Genomic DNA, 13,643 nt, shown 5'->3' on the forward strand with positions numbered 1-13,643 from the left:
CCATGCGGCGCCGTCTGATCATCGTCTTCCTCGTGCCGCTCGTCGCGATCCTGGCCGCGCTCGGCGGCGCAGCCGGATGGAGTGCGGCGCACAGCGTCCAGCAGGCGTTCTATACGCAGCAACTCGGCGACCTCGGGTATTTCGTCACGAGTGCGCGTCAGGCCCTGCGGTCCGGCAGCGCCGCCGTGATCGACGCCGAGGTGGCGCGCTTCCGCGAGGTGTACGGAATCGAGGTCACGGTCTTCGATCTCGGAGGCAATGTCTGGGCGGCGGGGGAGCAGGACCCGGCCGCGCTCCCGGACGAGGACGCCGAGCGGGTCAGACTCGCGCTTTCCGGGCGGCGTGCCGAGCAGCCGACGGTCCTGTTCCCGTGGACCGTCGCGGACGCCGCCCTGGCCGAGCCGGTGTTCGACGACGGGGACGTGATCGGTGCCGTGCTGGTGGCCGGAGATGTGGAGGCGCCGCGCGCGGCGATCCTTCAGCAGATCCTGCTCATCTCGGCGATCGCGCTGGTGCTGGTCGCCCTCGGGGTGCTGCTCGTGTTCCGGCTCGCCCGGTGGGTGCTGTCGCCGGTGCGACGGCTCGACGAGGCGATGGTGGCTATCGAGCGGGGCGAGATGGACGCGCGTGTCGCCGCCGACGACGGTCCGCCGGAGCTGCGCCGCATGGCGCAGGTCTTCAACGGCATGGCCGACGAGATCGAGCGTGTGATGACGCGGCAGCAGGAGTTCGCGCTGAATGCCTCCCACGAGCTGCGCAACCCCCTCAACGCCCTGCTCCTGCGCGTCGAGCATCTGGCGACGGGACTGGGGAAGGAGTGGCAGGGTGATGTCGAGGAGACGCGGGAAGAGGGGCGACGGATGACCCGCATCCTCGAAACGCTCCTCGGGCTGGCTCGTGGGGGACGAGGCGACTCGACCATCTCGGCGGTCGACCTCGCGACGCTCGCCGCTCGCCGACGGGACGCGTGGCGCGACGTCGCCGCCCAGCGCGGGGTCGACTTGCGTGCCACGGGGGTTTCGCCGGTGATGAGCGTGACCGACCGGACGATCGTGGAGAGCGCGCTGGATGCGGTGATCGACAATGCCGTGAAGTTCTCTCCCGAGGGCGCGCCGATCGAGATCGGTGCGGAACGCGAGGGCCAGGTCTGCCGGATCACCGTCCGCGATCACGGTCCGGGGCTGACGGAGGAGCAGGCCGCGGCGGCGACCGACCGGTTCTGGCGCAGTGCCGACAGCGGGGACACCCCGGGGTCCGGACTCGGCCTCGCCATCGCGAGTGACCTGCTCGCCACGGTCGGCGGCGAATTGGCCGTCGCTGCGGCGGAGGGCGGCGGTCTCGCTGTCACACTCGTGCTCCACGATGGGACGACCCCGTGACGGCCGTCGTGCGACGGTTGCTCGCCGGCGCGAGCGCTCTCCTGCTGGCGGTCGGCGTGACCGCGTGCAGTCCGCGCGCGAGCGAGTGGACGGACGAGGAGTACGCCATCGCCAGCGGCGGGTCCACCGGCGTCTACTACGACTACGGCAGCCACCTGGCCGAAGACCTGTCGGACTCGTTGGATATCCGGATGGTCGCGCAGGAGACGGCGGGTTCCGTCGACAACCTGCTGCGGGTGAGTTCGGGGGAGGCGCTGATCGGGTTCGCGCAGGGAGACGCCGCGGCAGACGCGGTGGCGGGCTCCGGCGCCTTCGACCATCCGCTGGAGGTGCAGGCCCTCGCCCGCCTGTACGACGAGTACGTGCAGGTCGTCGTACGCGGAGACTCGGAGATCTCGGGTATCGGGGATCTGGCCGGCCGCACCATCTCCCTCGGTGCGGAGAACTCCGGGGTGAACGTGATCGCCGCTCGGGTGCTGGATGCGGCAGGTGTCGATCTCGGCTCCGTGCGCAATCCCCAGCTCGACCTCAGCGAGTCGATCGAGGCGATGGAGCGTGGCGACATCGACGGCTTCTTCTGGGTCGGCGGGCTGCCCACCCCGGGGGTGGCCGAGCTCTCGGAGAGGTCATCGGTCCGCCTGCTCCCGATCGAGCAGGAGTGGGTCAACGAGGTGAACGAACGGTACTCGCACGCGTATCGACCGGCCGACGTCCCGGCCGGCACCTACGGCCTGCAGGATTCCGCGCCCACGATGGCCGTTCCCAACTATCTCGTCACCGCAGCCTCCACCCCGGACGCCGTCGCTCGTGACGTGCTCGCCGGATTATTCGATGCACGTCTGCGCATCGCGGGGGAGGTGCCGACCGCCGCGCTGCTGGACCGGCGTTCGGCGATCTTCACCGGCCCCGTCCCGCTGCACCCCGGGGCAGCCGACTACTACCGGGATCAGCGCGGCTGACTGCTCAAGAAATCCTCAAGAAGTCTGACACCGTGGGTGGCGCTCTGCCATTGTGAGGTCGATCGCGCACGATCGTCGCCTGTTGCTCAACTGTCGTTGGGGAGCTGCAGCAGGACGATTCCGCGGCCCGTGGGGGCGGGCCGCGGGGTACCCATGCACAGCAGCATTGGTGCCGCGATCAGGTGATTACGAACGTGTAAATCTCACCGAGGTGCCTGGAGACCCGCGTCCGACGTGGCTAGTTTGGAGAAATGATGACCTCTGATACCCCGCTTGTCGTGGTCGAGAACGTCCAGAAGCACTACGGCGACTTCCAGGCGCTCACCGACATCGACCTGACCGTCAACTCGGGAGAGGTCGTCGTCGTGATCGGCCCGTCCGGCTCCGGCAAGTCGACCCTGTGCCGCACGATCAACCGCCTCGAGACGATCACGAGCGGCACCATCCGCATCGACGGCAAGGAGCTGCCGGCGGAGGGGAAGGGACTCGCTCACCTGCGTGCGGACGTCGGCATGGTCTTCCAGTCCTTCAATCTCTTCGCACACCTCACGATCCTTGAGAACGTGACCCTCGGCCCGATCAAGGTCCGCGGCCTCAAGAAGGCGGATGCCGAGAAGGAGGCGATGGTGCTGCTCGAACGCGTGGGCGTGGCGCAGCAGGCATCGAAGCTCCCGGCCCAGCTGTCCGGCGGGCAGCAGCAGCGCGTGGCGATCGCCCGCGCCCTCGCGATGCAGCCCAAGGTGATGCTGTTCGACGAGCCGACCAGCGCCCTCGACCCCGAGATGATCAACGAGGTCCTCGACGTCATGGTCGAGCTGGCCCAGGACGGCATGACGATGATCGTCGTCACCCATGAGATGGGCTTCGCCCGCAAGGCGGCCGACCGCGTCGTCTTCATGGCCGACGGACGGATCGTGGAGGAGGCGACTCCCGAAGAGTTCTTCACGCACCCGAAGAGCGACCGCGCCAAGGACTTCCTCTCGAAGCTCCTCACGCACTGACGCCCCCGCACCGACCACACAGACCCTGCACACACAGCACACGAAGGAGACGCACATGCGACGCACACGGACACTGGCAGGTATCGGAATCGCAGCGGCCGCGCTGCTGGCGCTCACGGCCTGCAACAGCGGCACGCCGTCCAGCACAGGAGCCCCGGAGGGCGGCGACGAGGGCGACACCTCCAGCAGCACGCCGTGGACCGTGCTGACCGACGTCAGCATCGAGGGAAGCCCGACGTTCGACCGGATCGAGTCGGCAGGCACGATCAAGGTCGGCGTCAAGGAGGACCAGCCGGGTCTGGGGTACCTCGACCCGGTGACCGGCGACCGCACCGGATTCGACGTCGACATCGCCCGCTGGATGGCGGCATCGCTCGGCGTCGACCCGGAGAAGATCGAGTTCCAGGCGATCGCCTCCGCGAACCGCGAGCAGGCCATCGTGAACGGCGACATCGACTACTACGTCGGCACGTACTCGATCACCGACAAGCGCAAGGAGCAGATCTCGTTCGCCGGTCCGTACTTCGTCACGGGCCAGGGCCTCCTGGTCGGTGCCGACAGCGACATCAAGAGCGTCGATGACCTGAGCGCGGAGACGACCGTCTGCTCGGCGACCGGCTCGACGCCGATCCAGAACATCAAGACGAACTACCCCGACGTGCCCACCAAGGAGTACGACACGTACTCGAAGTGCGTCGAGGACCTCAAGAACGGTCAGGTCGACGCCGTCACGACCGACGAGGCGATCCTCATCGGCTACGCGGCCCAGGACCCGGACAAGCTGAAGGTCGTCGGAGAGCCCTTCAGCGAGGAGCGCTACGGCATCGGACTCGCCAAGGGCGACGACGCTCTGGCCGAGTACTTCAACACGCAGCTGACCGACGGCGGCAAGATCTGGCAGCAGATCTTCGACAACAACCTCGGCGCGTCCGGCGTCAAGGCGACCCAGCCCGAGGTCGACCCGATCGGTTGATCCCGGCGGGGCGGTCGACCCGGTCGACCGCCCCGCTCATCGGCACGAACCACCCGAGAACCCGAATCGACAGGAGCAGCAGTGGGAGTCATCACCGACCACCTCGACCTCTGGGGAGAGGCACTGTGGGGAACCATCGTGCTGTTCCTGGGTGGCGGCATCATCGCGCTGGTCCTCGGGCTGATCGTCGGAGCCGCGCGTGTGTCTCCGGTTCCGATCGCCCGCGCCGTCGGCGGCGTGTACGTCAACTGGATCCGCAACACCCCGCTGACGCTCGTCATGTTCTTCTTCGCGTTCTGCCTCCCGATCCTGCTGGGGGAGCGGGTGAACCCCCTGCCTCTGGCAGTGGCCGCTCTCGGCATCTACACCGCGACGTACGTCGCCGAGGCGCTGCGAGCCGGCATCAACACCGTGCCCGTCGGCCAGGCCGAGGCGGCGCGAGCGATCGGCCTGAACTTCGGACAGGTCATGCGCTACGTCGTGCTGCCGCAGGCGACGCGCTCCGTCGTCCCGCCCATGATGAGCGTCCTCATCGCCCTCATGAAGAACACCACGGTGGCTGCGGGCTTCTCCGTCGCCAACCTGGGGACCATCCGGGCGGCATTGAGCGAACAGGGGGAGAACGCTCTGGCCGTGCTGCTCTGGGTCATGGTCGTCTTCGTGGTCCTGGTGCTGCTGCTCGCCTGGGTGCAGCGCGTTCTCGAGAACAAGTGGAGGATCGCGCGATGAGTTCCGTTCTTTTCGACGTCCCCGGCCCCCGTGCCATCGCCCGCAACCGGCTCATCGGAGCCGCCACGGTCCTCGTCGTCCTCGCCGTGCTCGGCTGGGTCGTGTGGAGGCTGTTCGCCACCGGACAGTTCTCCGCCGAGAAGTGGAACATCTTCACGTTCTCCGCCGTCTGGGTCCGCTTCGGCGAAGGGCTGCTGGCCACGCTGGCCGCCTTCGCGGTCGCCGGCGTCGGGTCCATCGCCCTCGGCTTCCTGCTCGGCATCGGCCGCCTGTCGGAGCACGCCTGGGTGCGTGAGCCCGTCCGGTGGATCATCGAGGTGCTGCGAGCGGTGCCCGTGCTCATCCTGATGATGCTGCTGTACTACGGCCTTCCCGTGATCGGCGTGAAGATGCCGCCGTATTGGGCCGTCGTGATCGCTCTGATCGTGTACAACGGCTCCGTGCTCGCCGAGGTGCTGCGTGCCGGCATCGAATCGCTGCCGCGCGGGCAGAAGGAAGCCGGCTACGCGATCGGACTCCGGAAGACCGGGGTGATGTACTTCATCCTGATCCCGCAAGCCGTGCGGGCCATGATGCCGGTGATCATCGCGCAGCTCGTCGTGGCGCTCAAGGACACCGCGCTCGGGTTCATCATCACGTACCAGGAGCTCCTCTACGTCATCAACCAGATCGGCAACCAGGCGCCTTACGGGTCCCCGCTGATCCCCGCGGCGATCGTCGGCGGATCGATGTACGTGGCCGTGTGTCTCCTGCTCTCCTACATCGCCTACCGCCTCCAGCGCCGTGCCAAGCGCTCGCCGAAGGCCGGGCCGGCGGTACCGGATCCCCGTCAGCACGGGGGCGAGACGAACACCTCGCTCATCGTCCTGCAGGGCGACGGGTCCGAGGCGTCGCGCTGATCCGCGAAAGCGACCCACGCGCCCCCGGTAGACTCGATTCTCGTGTCAGAGTCTCCTGAAATCACCCCGGAAGCGGTCGAAGCCGCTGTCGCCGACGCCCTCGCGGCGATCGCCGCAGCCACCGACACCGCCGAGCTGAAAGCGGCTCGTGCCGCACACGTCGCCGACGGATCGCCGCTCGCGGTCCTGAATGCCTCGATGCGACAGGTCGCCCCCGAGAATAAGGCCGCTTTCGGCAAGCTCGTGGGTCAGGGACGCGGGCGGGTGACGCAGGCGCTGGCGGTGAAGGAAGCCGAGCTGGCGGAGGCCGAGGTCGCTGCGCGGCTCGAGGCCGAGCGGGTCGACATCACCGCCGTGCCGTCGCGCACCCGCGTCGGTGCCCGGCACCCGCTCACCCTGCTCCAGGACCAGGTCTGCGACATCTTCGTCGGCATGGGATGGGAGATCGCGGAGGGGCCGGAGCTCGAGCACGAGTGGTTCAACTTCGACGCCCTGAACTTCGATGTCGACCACCCCGCCCGTCAGGAGCAGGATACGTTCTACGTCGACCCCACCTCCCGCCACCTCGTGATGCGCACGCACACGAGCCCGGTGCAGGTGCGTTCGATGCTCGACCGCGAGGTGCCGATCTACGTGCTGTGCCCGGGCCGCGTGTACCGCACCGACGAGTTCGACGCCACGCACCTGCCGGTGTTCACCCAATTCGAGGGCCTCGTGATCGACAAGGGCATCACGATGGCGCACCTCAAGGGCACACTCGATCACTTCGCGAAGCAGCTCTTCGGGCCCGAGGCCAAGACGCGCTTCCGCACCAACTACTTCCCCTTCACCGAGCCCTCCGCCGAACTCGACCTGTGGCACCCGACCTTCAAGGGCGGCGCGCGCTGGATCGAATGGGGCGGCTGCGGCATGGTCAACCCGAACGTGCTGCGCGCCGCCGGGATCGACCCCGAGGTGTACAGCGGCTTCGCGTTCGGTATGGGCATCGAGCGGGGACTGATGTTCCGCAGCGACGTCCAGGACATGCGCGACATGGCCGAGGGCGATGTCCGATTCAGCGAGCAGTACGGGATGGTGGTGTGATGCGCGTCCCGCTTTCGTGGTTGCGTGAGTACGTCGATCTGGCAGCGGATGCCACGCCCGAGGACGTCCTCGCGGCACTGGTGACCGTCGGATTCGAAGAAGAGGATGTGCACCGCTTCGACATCACCGGTCCCGTGGTCGTCGGACAGGTCGTCTCGCTCGAGGCCGAGCCGCAGTCGAACGGCAAGACCATCAACTGGTGCCAGGTCGACGTCGGCGAGGCGAACGGCGGCATCCGCGGGATCGTCTGCGGCGCGCACAACTTCGTCGCCGGTGACAAGGTCGTCGTGACGCTGCCCGGTGCCGTGCTTCCCGGTCCGTTCCCGATCGCCGCCCGCAAGACCTACGGTCACGTGTCGGACGGCATGATCGCGTCGGCGCGCGAGCTCGGCCTGGGCGATGAGCACAACGGCATCGTGGTGCTGTCCGATCTCGGCATCGACGCGCCCGTCGGCACCGACGCGATCGCTCTGCTCGGCCTCGATGACGTCGCGGTGGAGATCAACGTCACTCCCGACCGTGGATATGCCTTCTCGCTCCGCGGCGTGGCCCGTGAGTACGCGCATGCCACCGGTGCGACCTTCCGCGACCCGGCCGAGCGCGACTTCGCCGAGCTCCAGCCCGGGTCCGGGCACACGACCGTGGTCGATGACGTCGCACCCGTGCGCGGGAACGTGGGTGCGAGCGAGTTCGTGACCCGCGTCGTCCGCGGTGTCGACCCCTCACGTCCGACGCCGCCGTGGATGGTCGCCCGGCTGAGTCTTGCGGGCATGCGCTCGCTGGGCGTGCTGATCGACATCACCAACTACGTGATGCTCGAGCTCGGCCAGCCGCTGCACGGCTACGACCTCGACAAGCTCACGGGCGGCATCACGGTGCGCCGTGCCGCTCCCGGCGAGAAGATGACCACGCTCGACGGCGTCGAGCGCGCTCTGCACGCGGAAGACCTCCTCATCACCGACGAGTCCGGCCCGATCGGCCTTGCCGGCGTCATGGGCGGTGGCACGACCGAGATGAGCGACACCACGCGGAACGTGCTGATCGAGGCGGCGAACTTCGACCCCACGACCATCGCCCGCTCGGCACGTCGACACAAGCTGCCCAGTGAGGCGTCCAAGCGCTTCGAACGCGGTGTCGACCCGCTGATCCCGTTCGTGGCCGCCCGCCGCGCTGCCGACCTCATGGTCGAGCTCGCCGGCGGCACGCTCACGGAGGAGGGTGGCGCGCTGTTCGCCGAGGTCTTCGTCGGCGAGATCGAGCTCCCCGCCGGATTCGTGCAGGGGCTCATCGGCGTCGACTACTCCGACGACGAGATCACCGGTGCGCTGACCACCATCGGTGCCGATGTCACGGCGTCGGATGCGGGTTCCGGCTGGACCGTGATCCCGCCGACCTGGCGGCCCGACCTCACCGACAAGTGGACGCTCGCGGAGGAGGTCGCCCGCATCCACGGGCTCGACCGCATCCCCTCCGTGCTGCCGACGCCCCCGTCCGGTCGCGGCCTCACCGCCGACCAGCAGGGTCGTCGACGCGTAGCCGATGCCCTGGCTGCTGCCGGTCTCGTCGAGACGCCGTCGTTCCCGTTCACCACCGAGGCGCAGAACGACCTCCACGGCTCCGCATCGGGTGAACACCTCCCGAGCATCCGCCTGGCGAATCCACTCGACGGGCAGGCGCCGTATCTGCGTCGTTCGCTCATTCCCGGTCTGCTGCAGACCGCGCACCGCAACATCTCGCGCGGACTCACCGACCTGGCGATCTTCGAGACCGGCGTGGTCTTCCTGCCCGAGCCGGGCGTGGAGTACGGCACGGACGAGGTGCCGCCGCTGGGCGAGCGCCCGTCCGATGAGACGCTCGCCGCCCTGAACGCGTCGATCCCGCCGCAGCACCGGTTCATCTCCGCGCTGCTCACCGGCCTTGTCTCCCCGCGTCAGCCCGGTCGTCCCGCCGAAGCCGCAGGTCTCGTCGAGGCACTGGACGCGGTCCGCGTCATCGCGGCGGCGGCCGGCGTCGACATCGACGTGGTCCAGGCCGAGCGTGCGGCCCTGCACCCCGGACGCACCGGATCGCTCCGGGTCGCCGGGGAAGAGGTCGGCTACGTCGGTGAGCTGCATCCCGCTGTGGCGGAGGGCGCCGACCTTCCGGGGCGCGCGACCGTGTTCGAGGTCGACCTCGACCGCATCCTGTCGCTCGCCGGTGGTCGGGTCGTCGCGGCCTCGCTGTCGACGTTCCCCGCTGCCACGCAGGACGTCTCGCTCACGCTGCCGGCAGACGTTCCGGCCGCCGATGTGCAGGCGGCTCTCGCCGAGGGTGCCGGTGCGCTGCTGGAATCGGTGCGTCTCGTCGACGACTATCGCGGGGAGGGCGTGCCGGACGGCTCGAAGAGCCTGACGTTCGCCCTGCGCTTCCGTGCCGACGATCGCACGCTCACGGCGGCCGAGGCCACCGAGGCCAAGCTCGCCGGTGTCGAGGTCGCCGCACAGCGCTTCGGAGCCGCACTGCGCGACTGAGCACGGGAGCGCGACGCACCGCGCCGTGGGACGTACCGTGTCGTCGGTCAGACGATTCCGGTCGGCGCCGGAGTACCGTGGCGGGATGAGAATCCTCCCCCAGGGCACTCCGGCCGCCGTCCCGGATGACGCGCGGCCGCTCGGAGAAGGACCGTTCCTCGAGTCGGGCATGCAGATCGACTGGCACTATCGGAAGCCGGGATGGCAGCCGGGGGAGCCCTCCAGGATCGCTCCGATGCGGGTGGTGCGCGACGACGAACGGGGGCTCGTCGCATGGCTCGCGCCCGGAACGCTGCAGGAGGCTCCGGGGGCTCTCGGCGGACAGCGAGTGCGTGAAGTACCGCTCTCGCGTCGCTGGCTCGAGCCTCGGACGCGCATCGTCGAGCCCTGGCGCGGGAACGGCGTGCTGTGCATCGCCCCCGCCGGGCTGCCATGGTCGGTCTGGTTGTTCTGGAGCGACACCACAGGCCCGGACTGGTCCTTCGCCGGCTGGTACGTGAACCTCGAGAACGCACATCTGCGCACCGATCACGACACCTACTCGTCCGACCACATCCTCGACGTCGAGATCGATCCGGAGGGCGGCATCCACCTCAAAGACGAGGACGAGCTCGTCGCCGCGATCCAGCAGGGGCGTCTCAGCCCCGAGCAGGCGGCGCAGATCGAGCGGCACGCGGACGCGGCCATCGCCTCGTTCGAGTCCGGTGGCTGGCCGTTCGACGCCGCGTGGACACGTTGGCAGCCCGATCCCGCGTGGAGCGTCCCGGTGCTCGCGGGCCTGGATCGTCTGAGCACGCCCACCGATCTGCTCTGAACCGATCTGCTGTGGGCGGAAGAGGTTCCGCAGAGATCCGCCACCTGATGACATGGAATCATGACGGATGTTCTGATCCTCGGCGGTACGGGCTGGCTCTCCGGGCGCATCGCCCGGAGGTGGGTCGACGAGGGCGCCGCGGTCACGTGTCTCGGCCGCGGTTCCCGTCCGGCCCCCGAGGGTGCCGTGCTCGTGCGCGGCGATCGTGAGGATGCCGACGTCTATGCCGATCTCTCGCGGCGGGACTGGGATCACGTCGTGGACGTCTCGTCCCAGGCGGTGCAGGTCGAGACCGCGGTCGATGCGCTCGGCGATCGGGCGGGGCGCTGGACCTACGTATCGTCCGTCTCGGTGTACTCCGATGACGAGACGGTCGGAGCAGATGAGTCGACGCCGCGACATCCGGCTGCGAGCCCGGGTGATGAGTACGACTACGGTGCGCAGAAGGCAGCAGCCGAAGATGCTGTCCTGCGCCTGGGGGAGCGCGGCTTCATCGTGCGCCCTGGGCTCATCGTGGGCGACGGCGACCCCAGCGACCGGTTCGGGTACTGGGCCGCGGCGTTCGCGCGGGCAGGCTCGGAAGCCTTGCTGCTGCCGCCGCTCGAGGGAAGGAGCACGCAGGTCATCGATGTCGACGATCTCGCGGCGTACATCGTCACGGCGACACGCAGCGGCGCGGTCAACGGCGTAGGCGATGAGCACCCCCTCGCCGATGTGCTGGGTGCGGTGCGCCTCGCGGCCGGTCACACCGGCCCCGTGTTCGTCGCGGACGAGGGATGGCTCCGTGCGCACGACGTCGAGTACTGGGCGGGGCCGCGGTCCCTGCCGCTGTGGCTGCCGACCGACATGAGTGGCTTCATGACCCGCTCGAATCGCGCATTCCACGCGAGCGGCGGGCGGCTTCGTCCGCTCACGGACACGATCGAGCGCGTCGTCGCCGACGAACGGTCACGAGGCGTCGACCGGGAGCGCCATGCCGGCCTCACACGGGCAGAGGAGAGGGCTCTGCTGAGCGATCGCTAGACTGCGAGCAGTGACACGGGGTGCCGCGATCCGCGGCTGAGAACAGACCCGTCGAACCTGATCTAGTTCGTACTAGCGAAGGGATGTCGCGATGAGCGATCTTCTGCGTCCTGAATCCACCCACGACCTCGCCGGTTCCGCCGCGACCCTCCTGGAGGTGCTGCGCGAGGCTCCGCCGTTGACGCACTGCATCACCAATGCGGTCGTGACGGGATTCACCGCCAACGTGCTGCTGGCACTGGGGGCCGCACCCGCGATGGTCGACATCGTCGACGAGGCGGGGATGTTCGCCGGGGTCGCCTCCGGGGTGCTGATCAACCTGGGGACTCCCACGCCCGAGCAGCGGGCGGCGAGTCTGGAGGCGGTCGCCGGAGCCGCGGCGAACGGTACGCCTTGGGTTCTCGACCCGGTAGCTATCGGTGCGCTTCCGGTGCGCACCGCCCTCGCCCACCGGCTCGCGCAGCACCGACCGACCGCTATCCGCGGCAACGCCTCCGAGATCCTCGCCCTCGCCGGGCTCAGCACGGGCGGACGTGGGGTGGATGCCACCGACACCACGGACTCCGCAGCCGATGCCGCCGCAACGCTCGCGCGGACCACGGGCGCGGTGGTCGCAGTGTCGGGGCCGATCGATCTCATCACCGACGGGGTGCGGATGCTGCGCCTCGCCAACGGCCACGAGCTGCTGACCCGTGTGACCGGAGGAGGATGCGCGCTCGGCGCGGTGATGGCGGCCTTCCTCGGTGCGGCCGAGGCGACGGATCACGATGCGCTGACCGCTGTGGCTTCCGCGAGCCTCGTCTACACGATCGCCGCCGAGCGGGCAGCGGCGACATCCGCGGGGCCGGGCAGCTTCGCCGTCGCCCTGCTGGATGCGCTCGCCGCGGTGGGCCCCGACGACATCAGAGCCGATGCACGCGTCGAAGGCGGCGTCCGGTGAACGCCGATCTCTCGCTCTACCTCGTCACGGACGCGGCGCTCTGCGGGGACAGGGGCGTCGTCGAGACGGTGCGCCGAGCGGTCGACGGTGGGGTGCGAATCGTCCAATTGCGCGATAAGGACGCGACCGACGCCGAGACGGTCGATCAGCTGATCGCGTTGTCGCGGGTGATCGACGGGCGGGCGCTGCTCGTCGTGAACGACCGGCTGGACGCCGTGGTCGCTGCCCGGGAACGGGGCGCTCGGGTCGACGGCGTGCATCTGGGACAGGGCGATGCCTCCGTGCTGCGTGCGCGTGAGGCGCTCGGACCCGACGCGCTGGTCGGCCTCACCGCGAACACTCGTGCGCATCTCGACGCGGTCGATGCTCTGCCCGCCGGCACCGTCGACTATCTGGGTGTCGGTGTGATCCGCCCGACCGCCACCAAACCCGATCACCCCGCTCCTCTCGGCGTCGACGGCTTCCGTGATCTCGTGGCTGCCAGCTCTCTGCCGTGCGTGGCGATCGGCGGCGTCGGCATCGATGACACGGAACCCCTCCGCGACGCCGGTGCGGCCGGCCTCGCCGTCGTCTCGGTGCTGTGCGCCGCCGACGATCCCGAGGCCACGGCAGCGGAGTTCCGCCGGCGCTGGCTCGCCGGCGCCGTGCCGAGGGTGCTCAGCATCGCCGGCAGCGATCCGTCCGGGGGCGCGGGCATCCAGGCCGACCTCAAGTCCATCGCCGCGAACGGGGGATACGGGATGGCGGTCCTCACTGCGCTGACGGCGCAGAACACGCAGGGAGTGCGTGCCGTGCATGTGCCGCCCGCGCACTTTCTCCGCGCGCAGCTCGATGCGGTGTCGGATGACATCGTGATCGACGCCGTGAAGATCGGGATGCTCGCCGACGCCGACGTCATCCGCGTGGTGGGTGCGTGGCTCGACCGCGTTCGTCCGCCGGTCGTCGTGCTCGACCCCGTGATGGTGGCGACCTCCGGCGATCGGCTGCTGGATCCGGATGCCGAGCGAGCGCTGCACGATCTCCTCGCGCGGGCGACTCTGGTGACCCCGAACCTCGCCGAGCTCGCGGTGCTGTCCGGCCGCGACGTCCTCGACTGGGAGGACGCGCTCTCCGCGGCGGAGCATCTGTCCGCCGCGGTCGGGGTGGCTGTCCTGGTCAAGGGCGGACACCTCGACGGCGATTCGGCTCCGGATGCGCTGGTCGATGCGCATCGCGGGACGCGCCAGGAGTTCGCCGGCACCCGGATCCCGACCAGGAACACGCACGGCACCGGCTGTTCGCTGTCGTCCGCGCTCGCGACGCTCCTCGCGCGCGGGGAGCGGCCGGCCGATGC

Annotated in this window: 12 protein-coding genes and 1 riboswitch; all 12 genes read left to right on the forward strand. The window is 69.3% G+C overall.

The features are described 5' to 3' along the window. Positions 1 to 2: 2 nt before the first annotated feature. The gene (locus tag B2869_RS03390; RefSeq protein ID WP_292762760.1) at positions 3 to 1,379 is read left to right on the forward strand and encodes a sensor histidine kinase; all 1,377 of its coding nucleotides are present in this window, start codon (positions 3 to 5) and stop codon (positions 1,377 to 1,379) included. After that, on the forward strand, positions 1,376 to 2,338 hold the full coding sequence (locus tag B2869_RS03395) for a TAXI family TRAP transporter solute-binding subunit (RefSeq protein ID WP_292762763.1): 963 nt from the start codon (positions 1,376 to 1,378) through the stop codon (positions 2,336 to 2,338). Before B2869_RS03390 ends, B2869_RS03395 begins: the two co-directional genes overlap by 4 nt. 254 nt (positions 2,339 to 2,592) lie before the next feature. After that, positions 2,593 to 3,339, forward strand: coding sequence for an amino acid ABC transporter ATP-binding protein (locus tag B2869_RS03400; protein ID WP_029260612.1), 747 nt, complete (start codon positions 2,593 to 2,595; stop codon positions 3,337 to 3,339). Between the two features lie 55 nt (positions 3,340 to 3,394). Then, positions 3,395 to 4,312: a glutamate ABC transporter substrate-binding protein gene (locus B2869_RS03405; protein ID WP_292762766.1), complete on the forward strand. Its 918-nt coding sequence runs from the start codon at positions 3,395 to 3,397 to the stop codon at positions 4,310 to 4,312. Between the two features lie 81 nt (positions 4,313 to 4,393). Then, positions 4,394 to 5,041, forward strand: a complete 648-nt coding sequence (locus B2869_RS03410; RefSeq protein WP_021199764.1) for an amino acid ABC transporter permease — start codon at positions 4,394 to 4,396, stop codon at positions 5,039 to 5,041. Continuing rightward, positions 5,038 to 5,940 (forward strand): amino acid ABC transporter permease, encoded by a 903-nt coding sequence (locus B2869_RS03415; RefSeq protein WP_021199763.1) that lies wholly within the window; start codon positions 5,038 to 5,040, stop codon positions 5,938 to 5,940. The genes B2869_RS03410 and B2869_RS03415 overlap by 4 nt, the downstream gene beginning before the upstream one ends. 42 nt (positions 5,941 to 5,982) lie before the next feature. Next, a complete protein-coding gene (gene pheS / locus B2869_RS03420; RefSeq protein WP_292762771.1) occupies positions 5,983 to 7,023 on the forward strand; it encodes a phenylalanine--tRNA ligase subunit alpha in 1,041 nt (346 codons plus the stop codon). Next, a complete protein-coding gene (gene pheT / locus B2869_RS03425) occupies positions 7,023 to 9,533 on the forward strand; it encodes a phenylalanine--tRNA ligase subunit beta (protein WP_292762773.1) in 2,511 nt (836 codons plus the stop codon). Before pheS ends, pheT begins: the two co-directional genes overlap by 1 nt. 85 nt (positions 9,534 to 9,618) lie before the next feature. Further along, on the forward strand, positions 9,619 to 10,347 hold the full coding sequence (locus tag B2869_RS03430) for a DUF402 domain-containing protein (protein ID WP_292762775.1): 729 nt from the start codon (positions 9,619 to 9,621) through the stop codon (positions 10,345 to 10,347). Positions 10,348 to 10,407: 60 nt separating this feature from the next. Further along, positions 10,408 to 11,370 carry an NAD-dependent epimerase/dehydratase family protein gene (locus B2869_RS03435; RefSeq protein WP_292762778.1) on the forward strand — a complete coding sequence of 321 codons (963 nt, stop codon included), beginning with the start codon at positions 10,408 to 10,410 and terminating at the stop codon, positions 11,368 to 11,370. 6 nt (positions 11,371 to 11,376) lie between these two features. Further along, positions 11,377 to 11,471: riboswitch (TPP riboswitch) on the forward strand. Continuing rightward, positions 11,462 to 12,310, forward strand: coding sequence for a hydroxyethylthiazole kinase (gene thiM / locus B2869_RS03440; RefSeq protein WP_029265645.1), 849 nt, complete (start codon positions 11,462 to 11,464; stop codon positions 12,308 to 12,310). It overlaps the preceding riboswitch by 10 nt. Then, on the forward strand, positions 12,307 to 13,643 hold a 1,337-nt coding region (gene thiD / locus B2869_RS03445; protein WP_292762789.1), incomplete at its 3' end, for a bifunctional hydroxymethylpyrimidine kinase/phosphomethylpyrimidine kinase. The genes thiM and thiD, both read left to right, overlap by 4 nt.

The sequence above is a fragment of the Microbacterium sp. UBA3486 genome, from assembly GCF_002377845.1.
GTDB classification, from domain to species: domain Bacteria; phylum Actinomycetota; class Actinomycetes; order Actinomycetales; family Microbacteriaceae; genus Microbacterium; species Microbacterium maritypicum_A.